General features: G+C 71.4%; 19 protein-coding genes and 1 pseudogene. 11 read left to right on the top strand and 9 right to left on the bottom strand.

Features of this window, described 5'->3' with window-relative positions:
- Positions 1-60: 60 nt before the first annotated feature.
- A complete protein-coding gene (locus ABT001_RS03680) occupies positions 61-1,737 on the top strand; it encodes a glycoside hydrolase family 13 protein (RefSeq protein WP_351271790.1) in 1,677 nt (558 codons plus the stop codon).
- Positions 1,722-2,780 carry a LacI family DNA-binding transcriptional regulator gene (locus tag ABT001_RS03675; RefSeq protein WP_351271787.1) on the top strand — a complete coding sequence of 353 codons (1,059 nt, stop codon included), beginning with the start codon at positions 1,722-1,724 and terminating at the stop codon, positions 2,778-2,780. The genes ABT001_RS03680 and ABT001_RS03675 overlap by 16 nt, the downstream gene beginning before the upstream one ends.
- 143 nt (positions 2,781-2,923) lie before the next feature.
- Here ABT001_RS03675 and ABT001_RS03670 read toward each other — a convergent pair whose 3' ends face one another.
- A complete protein-coding gene (locus ABT001_RS03670) occupies positions 2,924-3,514 on the bottom strand; it encodes an isochorismatase family protein (protein WP_351271784.1) in 591 nt (196 codons plus the stop codon).
- A 155-nt stretch (positions 3,515-3,669) separates the two neighbouring features.
- On the opposite strand from ABT001_RS03670, the gene ABT001_RS03665 reads away from it, so the two are divergent.
- Positions 3,670-4,668, top strand: a complete 999-nt coding sequence (locus ABT001_RS03665) for a GlxA family transcriptional regulator (protein ID WP_351271781.1) — start codon at positions 3,670-3,672, stop codon at positions 4,666-4,668.
- A gap of 235 nt (positions 4,669-4,903) precedes the next feature.
- On the opposite strand, the gene ABT001_RS03660 is transcribed toward ABT001_RS03665, so the two are convergent.
- The gene (locus ABT001_RS03660) at positions 4,904-5,329 is read right to left on the bottom strand and encodes a hypothetical protein (protein ID WP_351271778.1); all 426 of its coding nucleotides are present in this window, start codon (positions 5,327-5,329) and stop codon (positions 4,904-4,906) included.
- A 284-nt stretch (positions 5,330-5,613) separates the two neighbouring features.
- Here ABT001_RS03660 and ABT001_RS03655 point away from each other — a divergent pair, with 284 nt between their 5' ends.
- From ABT001_RS03655 to ABT001_RS03635, 5 genes are all read left to right on the top strand, one after another.
- A complete protein-coding gene (locus ABT001_RS03655; RefSeq protein ID WP_351271775.1) occupies positions 5,614-5,985 on the top strand; it encodes a YciI family protein in 372 nt (123 codons plus the stop codon).
- Positions 5,986-6,019: 34 nt separating this feature from the next.
- On the top strand, positions 6,020-7,294 hold the full coding sequence (locus ABT001_RS03650) for an RNA polymerase sigma factor (RefSeq protein ID WP_351271773.1): 1,275 nt from the start codon (positions 6,020-6,022) through the stop codon (positions 7,292-7,294).
- Between the two features lie 438 nt (positions 7,295-7,732).
- A complete protein-coding gene (locus ABT001_RS03645; protein ID WP_351271770.1) occupies positions 7,733-9,466 on the top strand; it encodes a carbohydrate-binding module family 20 domain-containing protein in 1,734 nt (577 codons plus the stop codon).
- 90 nt (positions 9,467-9,556) lie between these two features.
- Positions 9,557-14,863, top strand: a complete 5,307-nt coding sequence (gene pulA, locus ABT001_RS03640) for a pullulanase-type alpha-1,6-glucosidase (protein WP_351271768.1) — start codon at positions 9,557-9,559, stop codon at positions 14,861-14,863.
- A gap of 168 nt (positions 14,864-15,031) precedes the next feature.
- Positions 15,032-15,382, top strand: a complete 351-nt coding sequence (locus tag ABT001_RS03635) for a 5-carboxymethyl-2-hydroxymuconate Delta-isomerase (RefSeq protein WP_351271765.1) — start codon at positions 15,032-15,034, stop codon at positions 15,380-15,382.
- Positions 15,383-15,394: 12 nt separating this feature from the next.
- On the opposite strand, the gene ABT001_RS03630 is transcribed toward ABT001_RS03635, so the two are convergent.
- The 6 genes from ABT001_RS03630 to glnII all read right to left on the bottom strand — a co-directional run bounded on the left by ABT001_RS03630 (position 15,395) and on the right by glnII (position 22,244).
- The gene (locus tag ABT001_RS03630) at positions 15,395-16,126 is read right to left on the bottom strand and encodes a TetR/AcrR family transcriptional regulator (protein WP_351271762.1); all 732 of its coding nucleotides are present in this window, start codon (positions 16,124-16,126) and stop codon (positions 15,395-15,397) included.
- A 65-nt stretch (positions 16,127-16,191) separates the two neighbouring features.
- A complete protein-coding gene (locus ABT001_RS03625; RefSeq protein WP_351271759.1) occupies positions 16,192-18,105 on the bottom strand; it encodes a hypothetical protein in 1,914 nt (637 codons plus the stop codon).
- A 128-nt stretch (positions 18,106-18,233) separates the two neighbouring features.
- The gene (locus ABT001_RS03620) at positions 18,234-18,881 is read right to left on the bottom strand and encodes a LuxR C-terminal-related transcriptional regulator (protein ID WP_351271756.1); all 648 of its coding nucleotides are present in this window, start codon (positions 18,879-18,881) and stop codon (positions 18,234-18,236) included.
- Positions 18,866-20,131 carry a sensor histidine kinase gene (locus ABT001_RS03615; protein WP_351271753.1) on the bottom strand — a complete coding sequence of 422 codons (1,266 nt, stop codon included), beginning with the start codon at positions 20,129-20,131 and terminating at the stop codon, positions 18,866-18,868. Before ABT001_RS03615 ends, ABT001_RS03620 begins: the two co-directional genes overlap by 16 nt.
- A gap of 177 nt (positions 20,132-20,308) precedes the next feature.
- Complete coding sequence (locus tag ABT001_RS03610) at positions 20,309-20,881, bottom strand: winged helix-turn-helix domain-containing protein (RefSeq protein ID WP_351271751.1); 573 nt, start codon at positions 20,879-20,881, stop codon at positions 20,309-20,311.
- A gap of 328 nt (positions 20,882-21,209) precedes the next feature.
- Positions 21,210-22,244: a glutamine synthetase gene (glnII, locus tag ABT001_RS03605; RefSeq protein WP_351271748.1), complete on the bottom strand. Its 1,035-nt coding sequence runs from the start codon at positions 22,242-22,244 to the stop codon at positions 21,210-21,212.
- A 248-nt stretch (positions 22,245-22,492) separates the two neighbouring features.
- On the opposite strand from glnII, the pseudogene ABT001_RS03600 reads away from it, so the two are divergent.
- A pseudogene (locus ABT001_RS03600) lies at positions 22,493-23,417 on the top strand (Gfo/Idh/MocA family protein).
- Here the strand turns inward: ABT001_RS03600 and ABT001_RS03595 are convergent.
- Entirely contained in the window at positions 23,418-23,801 is a 384-nt protein-coding gene (locus ABT001_RS03595; RefSeq protein ID WP_351271745.1) for an arsenate reductase family protein, read from the bottom strand.
- A 119-nt stretch (positions 23,802-23,920) separates the two neighbouring features.
- Between ABT001_RS03595 and ABT001_RS03590 the strand changes: the two genes are divergently transcribed.
- Together ABT001_RS03590 and ABT001_RS03585 are read left to right on the top strand one after the other, a co-directional pair.
- Positions 23,921-24,190 (top strand): hypothetical protein, encoded by a 270-nt coding sequence (locus tag ABT001_RS03590; RefSeq protein ID WP_351271742.1) that lies wholly within the window; start codon positions 23,921-23,923, stop codon positions 24,188-24,190.
- Positions 24,191-24,351: 161 nt separating this feature from the next.
- Positions 24,352-25,221 (top strand): HalD/BesD family halogenase, encoded by an 870-nt coding sequence (locus ABT001_RS03585; RefSeq protein ID WP_351271740.1) that lies wholly within the window; start codon positions 24,352-24,354, stop codon positions 25,219-25,221.
- The last annotated feature ends 7 nt before the right edge of the window (positions 25,222-25,228 follow it).

The following is a 25,228-nucleotide window of genomic DNA, read 5'->3' as shown; positions in this document are numbered from 1 at the left end:
GGCGCCGGATCCCCGACCAGGTCCCGGCGCCGCTCCCCACCCAGACACCCCAGGGACGACATGACCCAGCACCTCGCTGCCCCCTCCACCGGCACGTCCGACGACGCCCCGGGCCACCGCACCGGCTGGTGGCAGGACGCGGTGATCTACCAGGTGTACCCGCGCAGCTTCGCCGACGGAAACGGCGACGGCATGGGAGACCTCGCGGGCGTCACCGCGCGGCTCCCGTACCTCCGGGACCTCGGTGTGGACGCCGTCTGGCTCAGCCCCTTCTACGCCTCGCCGCAGGCCGACGCGGGATACGACGTCGCCGACTACCGGGCGATCGACCCGATGTTCGGCACACTCCTCGACGCCGACGCCCTGATCCGCGAGGCCCACGGCCTGGACCTGCGCATCATCGTCGACCTGGTGCCCAACCACTCCTCCGACCAGCACGAGTGGTTCAAGCGCGCCCTCGCCGAAGGCCCCGGCTCCGCCCTGCGCGACCGCTACCACTTCCGCCCCGGCAAGGGCACCGACGGTGCACTCCCGCCCAACGACTGGGAATCCATCTTCGGCGGCCCCGCCTGGACCCGGACCACGAACCCCGACGGCACCCCGGGCGACTGGTACCTGCACCTCTTCGCGCCGGAACAGCCCGACTTCAACTGGGAGCACCCGGCCGTCGCCGACGAGTTCCGCTCCATCCTGCGCTTCTGGCTCGACATGGGCGCCGACGGCTTCCGCGTCGACGTCGCACACGGCCTCGTGAAGGCGGAGGGCCTCCCGGACCTGGGATCGCACGACCAGCTGAAGCTCCTGGGCAACGATGTCATGCCGTTCTTCGACCAGGACGGTGTGCACGAGATCTACCGCAGCTGGCGCACCGTCCTCGACGAGTACCCCGGCGGCCGCGTCCTCGTGGCCGAGGCGTGGACCCCCACCGTCGAGCGCACCGCCAACTACGTGCGCCCCGACGAGATGCACCAGGCCTTCAACTTCCAGTACCTGTCGACCGCCTGGGACGCCGCCGAGCTGCGCGAGGTCATCGACTCCTCGCTCGACGCGATGCGTCCGGTGGGCGCCCCCACCACCTGGGTGCTCTCCAACCACGACGTCACCCGGCACACCACCCGGTTCGGCAACCCGCCGGGCCTGGGCACCCAGATCCGCACCCCCGGCGACCGTGAGCTCGGCCTGCGCCGGGCCCGCGCCGCGACCCTGCTGATGCTGGCCCTGCCCGGCTCCGCCTACGTCTACCAGGGCGAGGAGCTCGGCCTGCCCGACGTCACCGACCTGCCCGACGAGCTCCGCCAGGACCCGTCCTTCTTCCGCGCCGAGGGCCAGGACGGCTTCCGCGACGGCTGCCGCGTGCCGATCCCGTGGACCCGCGAGGGCACCTCCTACGGCTTCGGCGACGGCGGCAGCTGGCTGCCCCAGCCCGACACCTGGGGCGCGCTCTCCGTCGAGGCCCAGACCGGCACGGAGGGCTCCACCCTGGAGCTGTACCGCGCCGCGATCGCCGCCCGGCGCGAGCACCCCGGACTCGGTGCCGGCACGGACGTCACCTGGCTGGACACCCCCGAAGGCGTACTCGCGCTCGGCCGCCCCGGCTTCGTCTGCACCGTCAACACGACGGGCGCGCCGGTCCGGATCGACACCCCCGGCACCCTGCTGCTCGCCAGCGCCCCGGTGATCGTCGACGGCGACACCGTCGAGCTGCCCGCCGACACCACGGTGTGGTGGACGGTGTGACCGTCCCCGCACCCAGGACCGGACCGGCGCTGCGGCTCTCCGACATCGCCGGTCAGGCCGCGGTCAGCGAGGCCACCGTGAGCCGGGTCCTCAACGGGAAGCCGGGCGTCGCGGACACCACGCGTCAGCGGGTGCTCGCGGCGCTCGACATCCTCGGCTACGAACGCCCCGTACGACTGCGGCAGCGCAGCGCCGGACTGATCGGACTGGTCACCCCCGAGCTCACCAACCCGATCTTCCCGGCGTTCGCCCAGTCCGTGGAGCAGGTCCTCGCGGGACACGGCTACACCCCCGTGCTCTGCACCCAGCTGCCCGGCGGTGCCACGGAGGACGAGCTGGTCGAACAGCTCGTCGAGCGGGGCGTGGGCGGCATCGTGTTCCTGTCCGGCCTGCACGCCGACACCTCGGCCGACCCGGCCCGCTACGCGGCACTCACCGAACGTGGCGTGCCGTTCGTCCTGATCAACGGCTACAACGAGCGCATCAGCGCCCCGTTCGTCTCGCCCGACGACCAGGCCGCCGTCCGGATGGCCGTCAGTCACCTCGCCGAACTCGGCCACCGGCGCATCGGCCTGGCGATCGGGCCGCAGCGCTACGTACCGTCCCGCCGTAAGCGTGACGGCTTCGTCGACGCGGCCGTCACGCTGCTGGACATGGACCGCGAGGAGGCCGAACTCCTGGTCTGCTCCACCCTGTTCAGCGTCGAGGGCGGCCAGGTCGCCGCGGGCGCCCTGCTCGACGCGGGCTGCACCGGCATCGTCTGCGGCAGCGACCTGATGGCGCTCGGTGTGGTCCGGGCCGCCCGGGGGAGGGGCTACGACGTCCCGCGCGACGTCTCCGTCGTCGGCTTCGACGACTCCCAGCTGATCGCCTTCACCGACCCGCCGCTGACGACCGTACGCCAGCCGGTACAGGCGATGGCGGCGGCCGCGGTGGGCGCGCTGCTGGAGGAGATCGGCGGGAGCCCCGTGCAGCGCACGGAGTACGTGTTCCAGCCGGAGCTCGTGGTACGAGGCTCCACGGCGGCCGCACGCACCACCTGAACAGGCGCGAGAGGCGGGGCCGGGTCCGGGGGCGGACGCGGCCCCGCCCCGGTGTTCGCACCGGTCGCCCGGGGACCTCCTGAGGAAATCTTCCGGGAGGAACCCCCGGCGGCCGGTGACCCCGCCGTCCCGGTTCGCCGAGATCAGCTGAGGGACTCCTGCGTCGGAACGACGACTCCGTACAGGTCGGTGATGGTGGCGAGCGCGCTGTGGTGCACCTGGCGGGCGTCCAGCTCCGCGCCGGCGACCGGCAGTGCCCGGGTGGCACACGCGTCGGCCACGACGGTGGGGCGGTTGCCGCGCAGGAAGGCGCCCTGTGCGGTGAACGTCACGCACATGTGCGTCATGAACCCGGCGATGATCAGGTCGCTGTTGCCTGCGGCGTCCACGTGCTGGTCCAGGTCCGTGCCGACGAAGGAGTCCGGCGCCTTCTTCACCACGACGGGCTCTCCGTCGACCGGTGCGACAGCGGGGTGGATCCGGCCGATCTCGGCCCGGATGTCGTACGGGGTGCCTTCGCCGCCGTCGTTGATGACGTGGATGACCTTCGTGCCCTCCTGGCGGGCCCGAGCCAGCAACTGGGCTGCGGCGTCGAGGGCGGCCTGCCAGCCGTCCAGTTCCATCACGCCGGTCGTGTAGGTGTTCTGGTAGTCGACGAGGACCAGGGTCGATCCGGCGAGCTTCGCAGGGGTGTCGTCGAAGCCGTTGAGCTGGCGCAGAGTCGTTCTGGGCACGGGGGAACCGCCTGAGGGTCGTGTGTCATGGGGCACCCCACCGGTGCGGTGAGGCGCGATGGCCTGTGCTCACGACGTTAGGCGCCACCACGAATGTCGGCAATGTCGTCTAGCCTGCAGATACCGACATGGGCAGGACCGGCCGAGGGAGCCGCATGAGCACCGAGAACCGCAGACGGCTGATCGTCGTCGTCCTCTTCGCCGGCGTCGACCTGCTCGATGTCACCGGACCGCCGGAGGTGTTCTCCCTCGCACGCCGCGAATCGGACGGAGCGGCGGGCTACGAGGTCGTCCTCGCCGCCGAGACCATGGACCCGGTCACCACCGGCGCCGGGGTGCGGATCCTTCCGGACGTCACCTTCGACGGACTCTCCACACAGAGCATCGACACCCTGATCGTGCCCGGCGCCGTCGAGGTCGACCGTCAGCGCGGCGTGCAGACGCTCACCGACCCCCGCGTGGTGGCGCGGGTGAAGCAACTCGCCGAGCGGACCCGGAGAGTCACCTCCGTCTGTGTCGGCGCGCACATCCTCGCAGCCGCCGGACTCCTCGACGGCAGACGCGCCACCACGCACTGGTCGACCGCGCGCCAGCTCGCCGACGCCTACCCGGCGATCGAGGTCGACGCCGACCCGATCTTCATCCGCGAAGGCGACGTGTGGACCGGGGCGGGGATCAGCGCCTGCCTGGATCTGTCACTCGCTCTCGTCGCCGACGACCTCGGCGAAGCCGTCGCGTTGCGCGTCGCCCGGCAGCTCGTGATGTACCTGAAACGGCCCGGCGGGCAGAGCCAGTTCAGCGTTCCCCTGGAACAGGTGTCCACGACGCGGCGCATCGAAGACCTCCGCCACCACATCATGCGCAACATCGACGCACCACTGACCGTCGCGGATCTGGCGGCATACGCCCACATCGGTGACCGGCAGCTCACCCGCATCTTCAAGTCCGAACTCGGCATGACCCCGCACACCTACATCGAATCGGCCCGCGTCGAGGTGGCACGCGGCCGGCTCGAAACCACCGACGCGACCCTCGAACGCATCGCATCCCTCTGCGGATTCGGCACGGTCGACACCCTCGTCAGGGCCTTCCGCCGCCGACTCGACACGACCCCGACCGAATACCGGCGCCGGTTCCGTACCGGTCGGGGCTGAGCGCGCGACGCCTCGGCGCAGGGCAGGCTCTCAGGTGGCAGCAGCCGAGAGTGCCGCCGCGGTCTCCCGTGCGGACCTCTCGGACTGCGGGCACACCGGCAGGCTGGGCAATCCGGACGCCGCCCACGCGGGCGAGGGGCGCGAAGCCGGGCCGACGGGGACCGGAACGACAGCGCGCCCCGGCCCGTGCCCCGATCAGGACGCAGGCCGGGCCGGCGGAAGGCGATGACCGGGTTCAGACCCTGGTCATGGTCGACGCGTATCCGCCCCCGCCGGGGTAGACCCAGTCGCCGGTCATCGTCGCGTCGTCGTCGCTGAAGGTGCCCTCGAAGTAGGCCGGGCTCCCCTTCGACCCGGCCCAGATGACGAGCGTGTCACCGGTCAGTTCGTAGACGTAGTCGAAGGTGTTCCCCGTCGAGTCGTAGAACCGTGACACCACGTCCGCGCCGGCCGGCTCGCCGAACGGGCGCAGGTTCCCGATCAGCTCCAGGCCGCTGACCTGTTGTCCGAACTGGGTGAGCTCGACGTGCTGGCTCAGGAAGAACTGGCCGGGCATCCACTCGTAGCGCACGGTTCCCTCGGCTCCGCCGGTCACCGTCCAGGTGCCGACCAGGCGATCCAGGGCCTTCAGTTCGGCGCTCGGCTGGTTGGACTCAGGCATCTCGTACTCCCTCGGTGGGTTCGGGTTCTCGCGGATACCTCGAAGCCGACGGTTCGTTTTCGATACCAGTAGTGTGTGGCGTGCGTCACATCGAGGGGATGTCGAGATCGTGGACCCTGCCACGAGGTAGCCGGCAGAACCCGTCGAGGAGGAAGCCGTGACCGCCACCACCGTCGACACCGCCCGCCGCCCGCGTTCGTGCCGGCGGGCCTCGGCGCTCTCCCTGCGCCGTACGCGCCGGACCTGACCTACCATCGCCGAGCATCGTCGAACAAGGGGACCCCGTGAAGTACCTGCTGCTCGGATACACGCCTGCAGCCGCCTGGGACGCGGCGACCGCCGACGCGCCGACGGAGGAGGCGCTGGCCGCCTTCGCCGCGTACCAGAGGTTCGAGAAGGAACTGTTCGAGACCGGAGAGCTGGTCGGCACCGAAGGCCTGGCCCACCCGGCCCTCAGCACCACGGTGACCCGGGGCCCGGACGGCGTGACGGAGACCGACGGGCCGTTCGCCGAGCTCAAGGAGGTCCTGGCCAGCTTCGCCGTCATCGAGGTGACCGGCCGGGAACGGGCCGTGGAGATCGCCTCGCGGATCGTCGACGTACTGGGTGAGCCGATCGAGATCCGTCCGATCATGGGAGAGGACTTCGCCGCATGACCTACCGTCCGCCACGAGGCCCGGTGCGGGCAGCGTGCCACAGCGTCCCGTGAAGGACGGGCCGGTCGGGACCACGGACATCGAGCATCTGCTCCGCTCCGAAGCGCCGCAGGTGCTCGGCGCGTTGGTGCGGCGCTTCGGGCGCTTCGACATCGCCGAGGACGCGGTGCAGGAGGCGCTGCTGGCAGCGCACCGGGCGTGGTCGGCCGACGGGGTGCCGGAGAATCCCCGCAGCTGGCTGATCCGGATCGGCTACCGGCGGATGGTCGACCAGCTCCGCTCCGAACAGGCGCGGCGCCGACGTGAGCAGGAAGCGGGCATGGCCGAACTGGCCATGGAGGAACCGGCGCGCCGGGCAGGCCCTGCGGAGGAGGCCGATGACGGCCTCACCCTGCTGCTGCTCTGCTGCCACCCCGCGCTGAGCCCCGCCTCGCAGGTGGCGCTCACCCTGCGCGCGGTCGGCGGACTGACGACTGCTCAGATCGCCCACGCCTTCGGGCACACCGAAGCCACCCTGGGGACGCGCATCAGCAGGGCGAAACAGCAGTTGGCCCGCGCCGGTGCCCGTTTCACCGCGCCCACCGCCTCCGACCGGCAAGGCCGTGTGGCCGCGGTCATGCGGGTGCTCTATCTGATCTTCAACGAGGGCTACACGGCCTCCGCCGGTGAAGAGCTCGCCCGCGTCGACCTGACTGACGAGGCGATCAGGCTGACCCGGATGCTCGGCGACGCCGTTCCGGACGACGCCGAGGTGACCGGCCTGTTGGCGCTGATGCTGCTCACCGGGTCGCGGCATGCGGCCCGCAGCGATGACGACGGCGGGTTGGTGCCGCTGGGCGAGCAGGACCGCACGCGCTGGAATCGTGACCTGATCCGTGAGGGCACCCGGCTGATCGACGGCGTGTGGAGTCGGCGCACAACGGGCCCCTACCAACTGCAGGCGGCGATCGCGGCACTGCATGCGGCGGCTGCGACGCCGGAGCGGACGGACTGGCCGCAGATCGCGATGCTGTACCTGTGGCTCGAACGGCTCACCCCTACCGCGCCGGTGCGGTTGAGCCGGGTGGTCGCGGTCGCCCAGGCGTACGGACCGGTCCGCGGGGCGGCCTTGCTCGACGCCCTCAACAGGCGTCACGGACTGGACCGGGACCCTCTCACCCGCCGGCGGGAACGCGCGGTGCGTGCCCACCTGCTGCGGATGACCGGCGACGCCGCCGGGGCGACCGCGCTGTACCGCGAGGCGGCAGAGCTGACCGGCAACCAGGTCGAGCGCCGCTATCTGCTCGACGAAGCGGACCGCTCCACCTGACGAATCCGATGCCGGCCCCCGGCATCGGATCGGCTCGAACACACAGGAGAGGCCCCGAAGTCGGCCCGGGATCGGGCCGGCGGGGAAGCGACGTCGGGGCCTCTCCGTGGCGTGACCGGCCCGGCAGGCCGGGCGCGTGGGGTCCGGTGGACCGGACCCCCGGCCGGCCGGGCCGGAGTCGAGTTGAATTTAACAGCTCCGCAATATTTTGCGTAAGTCCTTGCAGGAATAAATCTGCGGGATTTCGTGGATGTGAGCGGGATGTGATCGCGTCATGTCCAGGGGGTTGACCGGGGCAGGTCAGACTCGTACGGTCTGCTGCACCCCAGGTTTTGCATTCTTGCTGCAAGAACCTTCAGAGCCCTTGACGGCACGGCGCGTTGCCAGGTCAGGTCGCTCCGCCATCCCCGCACTTTCCCCCACCGCAGGAGGAAAAACATGGCACGCAGGCCCCTGTCTGCCGCGCTCGCCCTCGCCACGGGCGCCGCTGTCCTCGCCGTCCCCGCCGGACTCGGCACCGCCGGGACCGCCCAGGCCGCACCCCCGGGTGAGAAGGACGTCACCGCGGTGATGTTCGAGTGGAAGTTCGCCTCGGTCGCCAAGGCCTGTACCGACAGCCTCGGTCCGGCCGGCTACGGCTTCGTCCAGGTCTCACCGCCCCAGGAGCACATCCAGGGCGCCCAGTGGTGGACGTCGTACCAGCCCGTCAGCTACAGGATCGCCGGCCGGCTCGGTGACCGCGCCGCCTTCGCGAACATGGTCGACACCTGCCACGGCGCCGGCGTCAAGGTCATCGCCGACTCGGTCATCAACCACATGTCGGCCGGATCGGGCACCGGCACGGGCGGGTCCTCGTACAGCAAGTACGACTACCCGGGCACCTACTCCGGCAGTGACATGGACGACTGCCGGACGCAGATCGGCAACAACTACGGTGACCGGGGCAACGTCCAGAACTGCGAACTGGTGGGCCTCGCCGACCTGGACACCGGTGAGGACTACGTACGCGGCCGGATAGCGGGCTACCTCAACGACCTGCTCTCCCTGGGCGTCGACGGCTTCCGCATCGACGCCGCCAAGCACATGCCGGCCGGTGACCTCACGAACATCAAGTCCCGGCTGACCGACCCGAACGCCTACTGGAAGCACGAGGCCATCCACGGCGCGGGCGAGGCGGTCTCGCCCACCGAGTACCTCGGCAGCGGTGACGTCCAGGAGTTCCGCTACGGCCGCGGCCTCAAGCAGGTCTTCAACAACGAGAACCTCGCCCACCTGAAGAACTTCGGCGAGGGCTGGGGCTTCATGCAGTCGGGCAAGTCGGCGGTCTTCGTCGACAACCACGACACCGAGCGCGGCGGCGACACCCTGAGCTACAAGGACGGCGCCAACTACACCCTGGCGAGCGTCTTCATGCTCGCCTACCCCTACGGCTCCCCGGACGTGCACTCCGGCTACGAGTTCAGCGACCACGACGCCGGCCCGCCCAACGGCGGTCAGGTCGACGCCTGCTACAGCGACGGCTGGAAGTGCCAGCACGCCTGGCGTGAGATCTCCTCGATGGTCGGCTTCCGCAACGCGGCCCGAGGCCAGGCCGTCTCCGACTGGTGGGACAACGGCGGCGACCAGATCGCCTTCGGCCGGGGCTCCAAGGCGTACGTCGCCATCAACCACGAGAGCTCCTCGCTGAGCCGTACGTTCCAGACCTCGCTGCCCGCCGGTGACTACTGCGACGTGCAGTCGGGCAAGGGCGTCACCGTCAACGGTTCGGGGCAGTTCACCGCCACCCTGGGCGCGAACACCGCCGTCGCGCTGCACGTCGGCGCCCGCACCTGCTCCGGCGGGGGAACCACACCCGACCCGGACCCGGGGACCGGCCGGTCCGGTGCCTCCTTCGGCGTCAACGCCACCACCCAGCTCGGCCAGAACATCTACGTCACCGGCGACCAGGCCGCCCTCGGCAGCTGGAACCCGGGCAGCGCCCTGAAGCTCGACCCGGCGACGTACCCCGTCTGGAAGCTCGATGTGGACATGCCCGCCGGAACCACGTTCGCGTACAAGTACCTCCGCAAGGACGCGAGCGGCAACGTCACCTGGGAGAGCGGCGCCAACCGCACCGCCACCGTGCCGTCCTCCGGCAAGGTCGCGATGACCACCGACGTCTGGCGCGGCTGACCCCACCGACCAGCGGGCCGGGGACGCGAGCGACGCGGCCCCGGCCCGCACCGCTGAACCCCACCCCTGAAAGCCGAGGAGTACCCGCCCGTGTCCCGAACCACCCTCCGGCGGGGAGCCGTCGCCGCACTGTGCGCGGCGCTGCTGCCCGTCGTACCGGCGGCCGCCGCGCCTGCCGCGCCCAGACCCCCAGCCCCGCCCTCGGACGCGGAACTCGCCGAGGAGCCGGCCAGGCACGACCTCACCCGGGAGCAGTTCTACTTCGTGCTGCCCGACCGGTTCGCCAACGGCGACACCTCCAACGACCGCGGCGGGCTGACCGGTTCGCGCCCGGAGACCGGCTACGACCCCACGGACAAGGGCTTCTACCAGGGCGGCGACCTCAAGGGGATCACCCAGCGGCTCGACTACATCAAGGACCTCGGCACCACCGCGATCTGGCTCGCCCCGATCTTCAAGAACCGGCCCGTCCAGGGCACCGGGGACAACGCCTCGGCCGGATACCACGGTTACTGGATCACCGACTTCACCCAGGTCGACCCCCACTTCGGGACCGACGCCGACCTCACGAAGCTGATCGACAAGGCCCACGGCAAGGGCATGAAGGTCTTCTTCGACGTCATCACCAACCACACCGCCGACACCGTCGACTACGCCGAGAAGAAGTACGGCTACAAGCCCAAGGGCGCCTTCCCGTACCTCGACGAGGACGGCCGCCCGTTCGACGACACCCGGGGCGTCGGGGAGGTGGACGCCGACTCCTTCCCGTACACCCCCGCCACCACCGGCAAGAAGGTCCCGGACTGGCTCAACGACCCGACGATGTACCACAACAGGGGTGACTCGACCTACGCCGGCGAGTCCACCGAGTACGGCGACTTCTCCGGCCTCGACGACCTGTGGACCGAGCGCCCCGAAGTCGTCTCCGGCATGGAGAAGATCTACCAGAAGTGGGTCCGCGACTTCGACATCGACGGCTTCCGCATCGACACCGTCAAGCACGTCGACCTCGACTTCTGGACCCGGTGGGCCACCGCCCTCGACGACTACGCGGCGAAGCGCGGCCGTGACGACTTCTTCATGTTCGGCGAGGTCTACTCCGCCGACACCGCGATCACCTCGCCGTACGTCACCCGGGGCCGGCTCGACTCCACGCTCGACTTCCCCTTCCAGGAGGCCGCCCGGCAGTACGCCTCCCAGGGCGCCCCGGCCTCGAAGCTCGCCGCCGTCTACGGCGACGACTACCGCTACACCACCGACAAGGCCAACGCCTACGAGCAGGTGACCTTCCTCGGCAACCACGACATGGGCCGCATCGGGACCTTCCTGAAGCAGGACAACCCGAAGGCCGACGACGCCGAACTCCTGGACCGCGCCCGCCTCGCCAACGAGCTGATGTTCCTCGGCCGCGGCAACCCGGTGGTCTACTACGGCGACGAGCAGGGCTACACCGGCGCGGGCGGCGACAAGGACGCCCGCCAGACGCTGTTCGCGTCGAGGACCGCCGACTACCTCGACGACGACCAGCTGGGCACCGACCGCACGCACGCCTCCGACGCGTACGACACGGAGCACCCGCTCTACCGCTCCATCGCCGCACTGTCGAAGCTCACCCGGGACCACCCGGCCCTGCGCGACGGTGTGCAGACCGAGCGCCACGCCGAAGGCTCCGTCCACGCCTTCTCACGCACGGACACCGAGCGCCCGTACGAATACGTCGTCGCCACCAACAACTCCACCGAGGCGAGGACCGTCGAGGTCGCCACCGAGTCGGCGGGCATGAGGTTCCGCACGCTGTACGGGGGTTCCGGGACCTTCCGCAGTGGCTCGGACAAGGCCGTCGGAGTCACCGTGCCCGCGCTGTCCAGCATCGTGCTCCGCGCCGACAAGCCGCTCGGCACCCCCGCCGCGAAGCCGTCGGTCACCCTGAAGGCCCCGGCCGCCGGAGCCACCGGCACCGTCGAGATCAGCGCCGACGTGGACGGCGGAGACCTGAACCGCGTCGTGTTCGCCGCACAGACCGGCAGCGGTGAGTGGGTCACCCTCGGCTCAGCCGACCACGCCCCGTACAAGGTCACCCAGCACGTGGACGACTCGGTGAAGGCCGGGACCCCGCTGCGCTACAAGGCCGTCGTCGTCGACCGCGCCGGACGCACCGCGAGCGCCCTCGCCTCCACCACCGCCGGCCAGGCCCCGCCCGACCCGAAGCCCGTCGCCGTCGAACGCGACCACGCCGTCGTCCACTACAGGCGCGCGGACGGCGACTACGAGGGCTGGCAGCTCAAGTCCGGTGACAGGACCGCCGACTTCATCGGCCGCGACGCCTACGGCGCCTTCGCCTGGATCGACCTCGACGAGGGCACGTCCGCCGTTCCGTACACCGTCGAGAAGAACGGCACCGCCGACGGCCCCGAACGCACCGTCGACCTCGCGAGGACCGGCCAGGTCTGGGTCGAACAGGGCAAGGACGAGCAGGCCACCGAGGCTCCCGAGGCCCCGGCGCAGGACACCTCGAAGGCCGTTCTGCACTACCACCGGGCCGACGGCGACCACGACGGCTGGGGCCTGCACACCTGGACGGGCGCCGCCGCCCCCACGGACTGGGCGAAGCCGCTGCGACCCGTGCGGACCGACTCCTACGGAGTCACCTTCGAGGTCCCGCTCACCGAGGGCGCCACCTCCCTCAGCTACATCCTCCACAAGGGCGACGAGAAGGACCTCCCCGGCGACCAGTCCCTCGACATCGCCTCGCACGGGCACGAGGTCTGGATGCTCGGCGGGAAGCCCGGCTACCTGCTGCCGCAGGCCGGCGGGGTGCCGGCACCCGACCTCACCAAGGCCGAGGCCCAGTGGATCGACGGGAACACCGTCGTCTGGAAGGTGAAGGCCACCGACGCCACCAGCCAGCAGCTCGTGTACGCGAGGAACGGCGGGATCTCCGTCGTCGACGGGGCGCTCTCCGACGAGGGACAGTGGCTCCGGCTCGGCGCGACGGAGCTCACCGCCGCGCAGAAGGAGAAGTACCCGCACCTCAAGGACTATCCGGCGTTCACCGTCGACACCCGGGACCGGGACAGGGTCCGTGAGTCCCTGCGCGGTCAGCTGCTCGCCACCCAGCGGGCCGCGAACGGCGCCCTGCTCGCCGCCACCGGTGTGCAGACCGCGGGCGTACTGGACGAGCTGTACGGGAAGGCCGCGAGCGGCGCCGCCCTCGGCCCCGTCTTCCGCAAGGGCAGCCCGACTCTCTCCGTCTGGGCGCCCACCGCCCGTACCGTCGCGCTCGAACTCGACGGGAGGACCGTCCCCATGCGACGCGACGACCGCACCGGCGTCTGGTCGGTCACCGGGAAGAAGAGCTGGAACGGCAAGCCCTACCGCTACGTCGTCGACGTCTGGGCGCCCACCGTCCAGAAGATGGTCACCAACAAGGTCACCGACCCCTACTCGACCGCTCTGACCGCCGACTCCGCCCGCAGCCTCGCCGTCGACCTCGACGACCCGAAGCTGGCCCCGCGCGGCTGGTCCGGCCTGAAGAAGCCTGCCGCGACCCCGATGCGCGACGCCCAGATCCAGGAGCTGCACGTCCGCGACTTCTCGATCACGGACAGCACGTCGAAGCACCCCGGCGAATACCTCGCCTTCACCGACACCCGGTCCGACGGGATGAAGCACCTCAAGGAGCTCGCGGACTCCGGCACCAGCCATGTGCACCTGCTGCCCGTCTTCGACATCGGGACGATCCCCGAGAAGAAGTCCGGGCAGCAGCAGCCCGCCTGCGACCTGTCCGCCTCCGCCCCGGACTCCGGGGAACAGCAGGCCTGCGTCACGAAGGCCGCCGCGAAGGACGCCTTCAACTGGGGCTACGACCCGCTGCACCACACCGTCCCCGAGGGCTCGTACGCCTCCGACCCCGACGGCACGAAGCGCACCGTCGAGTTCCGGCAGATGGTGCAGGCACTCAACGGCGCCGGGCTGCGGACCGTCATGGACGTCGTCTACAACCACACCGTCGCCTCCGGCCAGGACGACAAGTCCGTACTCGACCGGATCGTGCCCGGCTACTACCAGCGGCTCCTGGAGGACGGCACCGTCGCCACCTCGACCTGCTGCGCCAACACCGCGCCCGAGAACACCATGATGGGCAAGCTCGTCGTGGACTCGATCGTCACCTGGGCCAAGGAGTACAAGGTCGACGGCTTCCGCTTCGACCTGATGGGGCACCACCCCAAGGCCAACATCCTCGCGGTCCGCGAGGCCCTCGACGAGCTGACGGTCGCCGAGGACGGCGTCGACGGGAAGAAGATCATCCTGTACGGCGAGGGCTGGAACTTCGGTGAGATCGCCGACGACGCCCGCTTCGTCCAGGCCACCCAGAAGAACATGGCCGGCACCGGCATCGCCACCTTCTCCGACCGGGCCCGCGACGCCGTGCGCGGCGGCGGCCCCTTCGACGAGGACCCCGGTGTCCAGGGCTTCGCCTCCGGTCTCCACACCGACCCCAACACCTCCACCGCCAACGGCACCGAGGCCGAACAGAAGGCCCGGCTGCTCCACTACCAGGACCTGATCAAGGTCGGGCTCACCGGCAACCTCGCCGACTACACCTTCACCGACACCCAGGGCCGTACGGTCAAGGGCTCGGCCGTCGACTACAACGGGGCCCCCGCCGGATACGCGGCGGCACCCGGTGACGCCCTCGCCTACGCCGACGCCCACGACAACGAAACCCTCTACGACGCCCTCGCCTTCAAACTCCCGGCGGGCACCTCGGCCGACGACCGGGCCCGCATGCAGGTCGTGGCGATGGCGACCGCCGCCCTCTCGCAGGGACCGGCGCTCTCCCAGGCCGGCACCGACCTGCTGCGCTCCAAGTCGCTGGACCGCAACTCCTACGACAGCGGCGACTGGTTCAACGCGCTCCACTGGGACTGCCGCAAGGGCAACGGCTTCGGACGCGGGCTGCCGCCGGCCGCCGACAACCAGGACAAGTGGTCCTACGGAAAGCCGCTGCTGGGAGCCGCGCGGATCACTCCGGGCTGCGCTCAGATCACGGGCGCGTCCGCCGCGTACCAGGACCTGCTCACCATCCGCACCACCGAGGACGACTTCGGCCTCGCCACCACCGAGCAGGTGCAGGAGACTCTGTCCTTCCCGCTCTCCGGCAAGGAGGAGACCCCCGGTGTGATCACGATGCGGCTGGGAGAGCTGGTCGTCGTCATGAACGCCACTCCTGGTACGCGGAGCCAGGACGTCACCGAGCTGGCCGGGAAGGGGTACACCCTGCACCCCGTCCAGGCGGCGGGCAGGGACGAAACGGTCAAGAAGTCCTCCTACGAGGGGAGGACGGGCAGCTTCACCGTGCCGGGACGCACGGTCGCCGTGTTCTCCGCGCGCTGACGCCCACCGCACCGGCCGGCCCCGGCTCCCGCCCTCGTGGCGGAAGCCGGGGCCGGCCGTTCTCCGTGCTCACTTGTGCGGGCGCCGGGATCACGCGAAGCTCTATTCGTACACGTGCGTGCACGCTGTACACGTACACGGACCCGTACTCGCCATCTGGAGCGCTTGATGCCGCAGATCACCGTCGACTACTCAGCCGAGCTCGACGACAGCTTCGACCGCCGCGGCTTCGCGCTCGCCCTGCACCCGATCGTCGCCGAGACCGTGTCCACCAAGGTGCCGGCCTGCAAGACCAGGTTCCACCGGGCCGAGGACTTCGTCGCCGGTGACGCCGCCGACGGGGACGCCGTCGTGAACGTCTCGATCGCGATGCTCCCCGGCCGTACCCCCGAGATCAAGGCCCGGCTGACCGAAGCCGTACTGGACCTGCTGGCCGGGCACCTGAAGCCCGTCGACGGCCTCACCGTCCACGCCTCGGCCGAGGTCCGTGACCTGGACGCGTCCTACCGCAAGAGCTGAGGGGCCGGCAGTTCAGGGATCACCCGGCAGCCGCTGGGACGGGACGGCCGGTGCGGCGGGAGCCAGGACCATGAGCCTGGCGAGCAGTTCGCCGAGCGGGCCGTCCGCCGGCTCCTGTGCGAAGACCCGCAGCATGATGCCGGCCATCTCCTGGTCGTACGCGGCGCTCACCGACGCCAGGGCCGCGAAGTCGTGCACCAGCTGCAACTCCAGCTCGGCGCGCGGGACGCGCTTCCCGTCGAGCCAGAGCAGGGCCGTCGACTCGGCCAGCGCGACCCAGGACCGCACGACGAGCTCCAGCCGGGCGGGCGGGGTCCGGACACCGAGATGCGCGACGATCTGCTCGTACGCCGACTGCCGCACCCCGTCGACCAGGGCGTCGGCGCTGGACGGACCCCCCGCCGGGCCACCCCGCACCAGCGCGGCGAAGCCCGGACCGTGCTCCTCGACGAAGTCGAAGAACCGGTGCATCACCCGGATCAGCCGGGCCCCCAACGGCCCTTCGTGCGCCTCCAGGAAGCGGCCGGAGAGGTCGTCGGCGGCCCGCTTCAGCGCCGCCTCGTAAAGGCTGCGCTTCCCGGGGAAGTAGTGGTAGACGAGCGGGCGCGAGATGCCGGCCGCCGAGGCGATCTCGTCGACCGACACCTCGTCGGGTGAGCGGGTGCTGAACAACTCCAGCGCGACGCCGATCAATTGGGCCCTGCGCTCGTCGACACCCATCCTGCGTCGCACCCCGGTCGTCATGCGGAACAGCCTAACGGGGCAGGCCACGAGGTATTCTGCCGCCCGTCCGCCTGCCCGTCGCCGCCTCAGCGGAGGGCGCCCGCCCGGCTGCCGTCCGCCAGCCGCCCGTCGAGACGGGGGCGGTCGCCCTTACCGGCCGGCAGCGCCAGCAGCCGCCCGTCGGCCCGCCCCTCCACACCTCCGGTCGCGCGCACGGACGCGAACTGCCGGGAGCCCGCCGCCAGTACGTACCACCGGCCGTCGGGCGACTTCCACAGCACACCTGCCAGCACCCGGGGCGTGCGCGCCCCGCATGCCGGTGAGTCCTCGGCGCGTGCCGCCACCGTCCCCGCGGGCCTGTTCCCCGGCGGCTGCGCGGACGGCGCCTGGAACTGGGCGAGGACCCGGCTCCCGGTGCCCCGCCAGGTCTCCGCCCGGGTGCACAGCCACCGGGCCGCACCGCTCCCGTCGGGCAGCGGCTGTGTCGCATAGGCCCAGGAGTTCACCGACCGCACGCCGGTGGACCGCACAGACGGCAGCAGACACGCCGTCCGCGCCCAGCTCTCCCGTTCGTCCCGGCCCGACACATCGTGCGGAGCGGACGGTGGGCCTGAGGTGAGACGTACGGGAGTGAGCTCACCGAGATCCGTCATCAGGCGTGCCGCCGTGCCGTCCCGCAGCTCCAGGGCCTCCCAGGCACGGCAGTCCGCCCCGGCCCCCGGCCCCGTCAACGGGTCCGTCACGCCGTGGCCGTCACGGGGGAGCGGACGGGCCGCCGCCTGCGGTGCGAGCAGGTCCCGCAGGGCGGCCTCGCGCACCCAGGGCGCGGTCAGATAGCGGATCCGGCCGGCCCGGCGCTCCACGACCAGCGCGCTCGCCGCAGTCTCGTCCGCACCGTCCGCCCGGGCGAAGTCCAGCACGGCACCCCCGGACGGGTCCGGGTGACGCGGTTCGGCGTAGCGCACGACCCGCAGACCGTCGTGGAACAGCACCACGGAGGCCGCGCCGACCTCGCCCGCGTACAGCAGCTGCGGCGGTCCCATCGGCGGACCGTCGGGCGTCCCCGGCGTCGCCGACACGGCCACCGCCTCTCCCGGCCTCGCCCACGCGACGAGGGCGCGGCCCAGCAGGCGGGTGTCACCGCTGCGGTCACCGCGCGTGGGCCACACGCTGAAGTCCCTGCGCGTGGAGCCCCGCCAGCGCTCTTCCGGCACGCGGCCCAACGCGGCCGGATCCAGGGCCTGCTGAGTGGGGTGGTGTCGGGGGCGGAGGGGCGCGGAGGCAGGGGACGGACCGCCCAGTCCGTCGCCCGGCATCAGCAGCAGCGTCCCGCAGACCAGAGACGCGCCGACGCCGGCCAGGAGGGCGCGCCCGCGCCGTCGGCGGCGGACCGGGTCGGTCGGCCTGACCTGCAGGGAGCACGGGTCGAATTCCGGTGAGGCCAGCAGGGAACGCGGCTCGGTGAGCGCATCGGCCTCCAGCAGCGCCGCCCGCGGGTCGGTGACGCCTGCGGCGTCGAGCACCCGGCACACCTCGGCGTCGTCGAGCCCTTCGAGCCCGCGCAGCACGTGCGCGGCCCGGCAGGGCCCCGACACCCCGGCCAGGGCCTGCTCCAGGGCCAGCCCCTTGGCGCCGCAGGAGTGCGGAAAGAGGCGCAGCCCCCACACCTGCGGCACCAGCGGCGGGAACTGCGCCCGCCGTGGCCGCGCGAACCGGAACAGCGGAAGCCCGGCCTCCAGCGCGGAACGCAGCACCCGAAGCCGTACGTACGCGTAGGCCCGCCCCGGATCCGCTCTCTGCTCTCCGGCCAGGGCCCGCTGAACCAGCCCGTGGGCCGACAGCACCCGCCGGTTACGTCCGAGCGAGGGCGCCAGCACGAGGTAGGCGATCCGCACCAGCCGGGCGTAGTGCTCGGCGGGCGCGGCCTCCGCCCGCTTCCTGCCGGCCTGCTCCGCGTACGGGCGGCCGGCGGGCGACGGTACTGCTCGTAGTGGGGGCATGTTCAGCTGAACGAGCGAATGGTGCGATGGTCACTCCGGCGCGCACGCTCCGGCCGGGGTCGCGCGGCCCCGCCACGCGCGCCGGGGGCCGGGAAATGGTTCCGGGCCGAGGTCCGTGCCGGGAGCGGTCAGCCCCGGTCGAGGTAGGCGAGGACCGCGAGTACGCGGCGGTTGTCGTCGTCCGACACGGGCAGGCCGAGCTTGCCGAAGATGTTCGAGGTGTGCTTGGCCACCGCCCGCTCCGTGACCACCATCTGCGCGGCGATCGCCCCGTTGGACCGGCCCTGTGCCATCAGCTCCATGACCTCGCGCTCCCGCGGCGTCAGACGGGCCATCGGCTCGTCCGCCGAGCGCCGCGACAGCAGCTGCGAGATGACCTGCGGATCCATCGCCGTGCCTCCGGCGGCTACCCGGCGTACGGCGTCGACGAACTGGTCGGCGTCGAACACCCGGTCCTTCAGCAGGTAACCGATGCCGCCGTTGCCGTCGGCCAGGAGTTCCCGGGCGTACAGCTGCTCCACGTGCTGCGAGAGGACGAGCACCGGCAGCCCGGGGGTGTTCCTGCGGGCGGTCAGGGCGCACTGCAGGCCCTCGTCCGTGTGGGACGGCGGCAGCCGGACGTCCACGACGGCGACGTCCGGCTTCAACTCCGCCAAGGCACTGGCCAGTTCGGGCCCGGTCTCGACTGCTGCGGCGATCTCGAAGTCGTAGGCTTCGAGCATGCGCACGAGGCCGTCGCGGAGCAGGAAGAGATCTTCGGCTAGGACAACGCGCAAGGGATCTCCATGGTCACCATGGTGGGGCCGCCCGCAGGGCTGCTGACGGCCAGTACGCCGTCGAATGTACCCAGCCGGCGTTCGATTCCGCTCAGTCCCGATCCGGCCCCGACCGCCGCACCGCCCTTGCCGTTGTCCGTGACGGAGATCCGCAGCATGCCCTCCGCGTGGTGCATGTCCACCCAGAGGCGATCGGCTCCCGCGTGCTTCACCGTGTTCGTCAGGGCCTCGCTGACGGCGAAGTACGCCGCCGACTCGACCGGGGCGTCGGCGCGGCCGGCGAGGTCGACGGTCACCTCCGACGCGACCGGCATCCGCAGCGCCAGGGCCTTCACCGCGTCCCCGAGGCCGCGTTCGGCGAGCACCGGCGGGTGGATGCCCCGCACGAGGTCGCGCAGCTCGGTGAGGGCCTCCGCGGAGGACGCACGGGCCGTCGCCAGAAGTTTCTTCGCCTGCGCCGGATCCTTCTCGATCAGCGCCTCGACGGTGCCGAGGTTCATGCCCATCGCGACCAGCCGGGCCTGCGCACCGTCGTGCAGGTCCCGCTCGATGCGCCGCAGTTCGGACGCCGCCGTGTCCACGGCCTCGTGACGGGTCTCGGTGAGCCGGTCGATGCGCTGCGCCAGCTCCTCCTGGGTGGGTGAGAGTGCCGACCGGGCGAGCAGGAAGTGCAGCCGCAGGAGGGGCCGGCCCGCCCACACCCCGGCGGCGAAGACCGCCACGCCGAGCGCCGCGGCGGCCAGAGCCGTCGTCTGGCTGCTGACCGGTACGAATCCGTACCAGTACGTGCTGTCCTCGAACACCCGCCACAGCCCCGCCGCAAGGACGAGACCCTCCACCGGGTAGACCATCAGTGCGAAGGCCAGGACCAGCAGCACGTACCCCGCCGTCATGTCGAGCAGCAGCCACCGCAGGTCCCGCCAGGTCGCCGGGTCCTTCAGCAGCAGGGTGGTGCGCTCCACCTGCCCGGTGAAACCGCTGCGCACGTCCTTGGGGAACGGCCGGTAGCGGGCCGGGATGCGGACGTCCGACCAGCTCGCCGCGAGCAGCCGGCGCCGGTCGGCGTGGCCGCGTACCGCCCGCACGACCCAGGGCGTGGTGACCAGCCCGACGCCCAGCAGGACGAGGACGATCGAGAGGACCGACAGCACGAAGAGGGTGGTCGAGCCCACGATGCTCGCGAAGGAGAGGACGAAGGCCCGCCCACCGGCCAGCAGCGCGCTCCGTATCCGGCTCGTTGCCGCATGCATGATGACGTCTCCCCTCGCCGGGCCCCACATCGGCACCCGCTCGGCACCCAGTCTCGCCTGTGGGCAGGGGCCTCCGTCAGCCGTTCCGCCACCGGACCGGTGGTGTACCTGGCACCACCCCGGAACGGGGGAGACCCCGGGGTACGACTCCCGGGGCCTCCCGTACGCGTGCTGTGATCAGGGCGCGTACTTGTAGCCCACGCGCCGCACGGTCTGGATCGAGCGGCGGTGCTCCGCGCCCAGTTTCCGCCGCAGCCGGGCCACATGGACGTCGACGGTGCGGCCGTCGCCCACGTGCCCGTAACCCCAGACCGTCGTCACCAGCTGATCGCGGGTGTGCACCCGGTGCGGGTGCGCGACGAGGTGTGCCAGCAGTTCGAACTCGAGGTAGGTGAGGTCGAGGACGACACCGTTCACGGCGGCCGTGCGCCGTGAGGAGTCGATCCGCACGGGCCCACCCGCCGGGGCGTCGCCCACCGGCTCCGGCACGAGGTCCTGGTTCCGGTCGGAGGCGGAGGCACCGGCCGGGACGGGCCGCTGGTCGGCGGGCACGAGCACCAGGTAGCCGACCATCGGCGGCCGGCCCGGCAGCACCGGCAGTGTGTGCGGGGGCGCGGGCAGCCAGGTGGCACCCGGCGGGAGGAAGTCGGCCACGCCGGCCAGGTCGACGACCTCGTCACGGTCGACGGCACGCAGCCGGGGGCGGTTCGGGGGGAGGGAAGCAGCGGAGACGGTACGGGTGTTCGCCATGAGGGTCAGCTCTTTCGCGCGAGGAGTCGTCGAGAGTCATCGAGGACGTACGTCGTGCGCGCGGGCCGAAGGCCGGGATGAGGCGGCTTTAGAGGGCCTGCGCGTTCCACGCGCGGCAACACACCCGGTCGAAGTCATGGTGCTGACGAGAGGGCCAGAACGGTTCGAGGTCGCTGCGACCCGACGCGGTGTGCTGGAGGCTGGCCATGTACCCATTGAAGCAGAGATCGGGGTCGTGCAGGAGGGGCCTCTCACCTGTCGGTACGGAGGGCACGTCGAAGGGGCGCCCGCGAGCGGACGCCCCTTCGTACCTGGTGCCGTTGACGGGTCAGACCTGGCCGGCCTTCTCCAGCGCGGTGCAGCAGGTGTCGACGATCAGCCGCGTGACGACGTACGGGTCGACGTTGGCGTTCGGACGGCGGTCCTCGATGTAACCCTTGCGGTCCTGCTCGACCTGCCACGGGATGCGGACCGAGGCACCGCGGTCGGAGACGCCGTAGCTGTACTCGTTCCACGGGGCGGTCTCGTGCAGACCGGTCAGACGGTCGTCGATGCCCGCGCCGTAGTTCTTGACGTGGTCCATCGGCTTCGAGCCCTCACCGAGCGACTCGGCCGCGGTGATGATCGCCTCGTAGCCCTCGCGCATCGCCTTCGTGGAGAAGTTGGTGTGCGCGCCGGCGCCGTTCCAGTCGCCCTTGACCGGCTTCGGGTCCAGGGTCGCGGAGACGTTGAAGTCCTCGGCGGTGCGGTACAGCAGCCAGCGTGCGATCCACAGGTGGTCGGAGACCTCCAGCGGGGAGACCGGTCCGACCTGGAACTCCCACTGGCCGGGCATGACCTCGGCGTTGATGCCGGAGATCGCCAGGCCCGCCTTCAGGCAGTTGTCGAGGTGCTTCTCGACGATGTCGCGGCCGAAGATCTCGTCCGCGCCCACACCGCAGTAGTAGCCTCCCTGCGCGGCGGGGAAGCCGCCCTCGGGGAAGCCGAGCGGACGGTGACCGTCGAAGAAGGTGTACTCCTGCTCGATGCCGAAGATCGGCTCCTGGTCCGCGAACTGCTCGGCGACCGGACGCAGCGTGGCGCGGGTGTTGGACTCGTGCGGAGTCATGTCGATGTGGAAGACCTCGCACAGCACGAGGATGTCGTCACCGCCGCGGATCGGGTCCGGACACGCGAAGACCGGCTTCAGCACCCGGTCGGAGGCGTGACCCTCGGCCTGGTTGGTGCTCGAACCGTCGAATCCCCAGATCGGCAGATCCGCCACGCCCTGCGTGGGGACACCTGTCATGATCTTCGTCTTGGAGCGAAGCTTCGCGGTCGGCTCGGTGCCGTCTATCCAGATGTACTCAGCCTTGAACGTCACGGACGCCATCCTTTGCGGGTGCTGCGGTCTATGGTGCGCAGCTTGGCAAGATGCGATTTCCCGGCCGTTGCCCGAATGTGAACCCCGTGTTACCGGGGTTTCCCGGCGGTGTCGGACAGCCGACCCACGCCGCCGGGAGGCGTCTCGGCCTGCGGCGGACTGGATACGGTCCGCCGCGGGAGGGGCCCGGGCCGTCCGCGACCGGATGTCCGCCGCGCCGGCGCCTCCGGTCCGGGCAGACTGGCCGCATGACCTCACACGCTGCTCCCGCCGCGCCGCTGCGCGTCGGCCTCGTCGGGGCGGGCCCCTGGGCGCGCCTGACACACGCCCCCGCCCTCGCCGCCCACCCCGGTGCCGTACTGAGCGGCGTGTGGGGCCGCCGCCCCGAAGCGGCGGACGAGCTCGCCGCCGCCCACGACGTCCCGGCGCACACGGGCGAGGCCGGTATCGACGCGCTGCTGGCCACGAGCGATGCCGTGGCGTTCGCCGTGCCGCCGGACGTGCAGGCCCCGCTCGCCGCGCGGGCCGCCGACGCCGGGTGCCACCTCCTGCTGGACAAGCCGGTCGCCACCACCGTGGCGGGCGCGCGCGAGGTCGCCGACGCGGCCGAGCGGGCCGGGGTCGCCTCCGTGGTCTTCTGCACGCTGCGGTTCGCCGAGGGCACGTCCGCGTGGATCGCCGAACAGGCCGCGGCGGGCGGGTGGTTCACGGCCCGCGCCCTGTGGATCGGCGCGCTGTTCGCCCCGGGGCGCGCGCAGCGAGTTCGCCTCCTCGCCCTGGCGGCGGGAGAAGGGCGGCCTGTGGGACGTGGGACCGCACGCGCTGTCGGTCCTGATCCCCGTCCTGGGCGACGTCACGGACGTGGTCGCGGCCCGGGGCCCCGGCGATGCCACGCACCTGCTGCTGCGCCACACCTCCGGTGCGTCGAGCACGGTGACGCTCGCGCTGGACGCGCCCAGGGGCGCGACCGGTACCGAGGTCGAATTCCGGGGCGAGCGGGGAGTGTCCACGCTGCCCGGGGGAGGCGGCGACGCCCTCGGCGCGTTCCGGGCGGCCGTGGACGCGCTGGCCGACGCGGCGCGCACGGGGGTCGCGCACCCCTGCGACGTACGGTTCGGGCTGCGGCTCACCGAAATCCTCGCCCGGGCGGAGGCGTCGCCGGGGCGGCCCTGATCAGCCGCCCTGCCGAGGACCTCCACGCCGCGCCGACGCGTCCCGGACCGCCTCGTCCGTCCGGGCCACCACGGCGCTGCCGTCGTCGGCGGTGATGATCGGGCGCTGGATCAGCTTCGGGTGCCCGGCCAGGGCCGTGATCCAGCGCTCGCGCGAACCGGCGTCCTTCGCCCATTCCTCGATCCCGAGCTCCACGGCCTCCGCCTCCTGGGTCCGGGTGATGTCCCACGGCTCCAGCCCGAGTCGTCCGAGCACGGCCCGGATCTCCTCGGGCGACGGCACGTCCTCCAGGTAGCGGCGGACGGTGTAGTCCGCGCCCTCCGCGTCGAGCAGACTCACCGCGCTGCGGCACTTGGAACAGGCGGGATTGATCCAGATCTCCATGGGGCCGACGATACGGGAGTGACCCGCGAAATAGCGTCTGATCAGGGGCGATTGTCAGTGGTGGGCAGTAAAATAGAGGGAGTAAGTGAGGGTTCCACCACCGTGCCAGGAGGTTGCCGATGGCCGTCGCCACAGCCACGACCGAGCCGCTCAACAAGCCCCTGCGGAAGAAGCGTCTGCCCGCGGGCCGACCCCGCGAGTGGTACGTCTCGCACAACCGCCGCCTGAAGGCCATGCGCCTGACGATCGCCCTGCTCGACGCCGGCGTGTACCAGCCGTCGAGTGCCCACAACGCCCGGATCCGGGCCGAGGCGGGCCGCCTCGCCATCCACCGGCCGTCCGACACCACCTGCCGCATGGTCCGGACCCTGATCCGCTACGGCCGCTGACCCGTCCGCCTGTGCCCCCGGGAGACCGGGGGCACAGGTGTGCTTTCAGGCCGCCCGCGTCCGGAAGTGCGACGTGTCACAGACAACGCGACGGCCGCTGTGGGAACTTCAACTCTGTTACTCGTCAGTTGAGTTACCGACGTGCGAGTGGAGAGGGTGGAATGAGCACTCTGCAAGCCATCACGCTCGACCAGGTGGTCGACACGGACCACTACCCCCTGACGGACCCCGAAAGCGCCGAAGCCCGCGCCGTGGTGGCACGGGCGAGACGCGAACTGGCCGAAGCGGGCTGCACCGTACTGCCGGACTTCATCCGGCCCTCCCACCAGGAGGTCCTGCGACAGGAGTGCGCCGCCCTGGCCCCTCAGGCGTACTTCGACGTCGAGACGGTCAACGTCTACAACACCGATGTGGACGCGGAACTGCCCGAACACCATCCCGGCCGGCGCACCTTCGAACGCGGCAACGCGTTCGTCGCCCGCGACCGCATCCCCGGGGACTCCCTCATCAGCGGGCTCTACGCCCACGAGGCCTTCCAGCACCTCGTCGCCGACTGCTTCGGACTGCCAAGGCTGTACGAGCTCGCCGACCCCCTCTCCGGGCTGGTGCTCAACGTCGTACGGCCGGGCATGGAACACCCCTGGCACTTCGACACCAACGAGTACACGGTCAGCATGCTGACCCAGGACGCGCAGGAGGGCGGCGCCTTCGAGTACTGCCCGAACATCAGGTCCGCCACGGACGAGCGCTTCGACGACGTCCGCGACGTCCTGGACGGCCGAGGCGCACGGAAACCGGAACGCCTGCCCCTGCGCCCGGGCGACCTGCAGCTGTTCAAGGGCCGCTACTCCCTGCACCGGGTCAGCCCCGTCCGGGGCGACCGCGCACGCCACAGCGCGATCTTCGCCTACAGCGAGCGCCCCGGCGTCATCGGGAGCGTGGCCCGCACCCGGCAGCTCTTCGGCCGGGTACGGCCCGAACACCTGGCCGTGGAGGGCCGGGCCGCACGGGCCGACCACCTGCTGGACTGAGACGAAG

Source organism: Streptomyces sp. NPDC002793 (assembly GCF_040295485.1).
In the GTDB taxonomy this organism is placed as follows: domain Bacteria; phylum Actinomycetota; class Actinomycetes; order Streptomycetales; family Streptomycetaceae; genus Streptomyces.
Note: the sequence above shows the minus strand (reverse complement) of the source record. Positions and strands in the feature narration are given on the sequence as shown.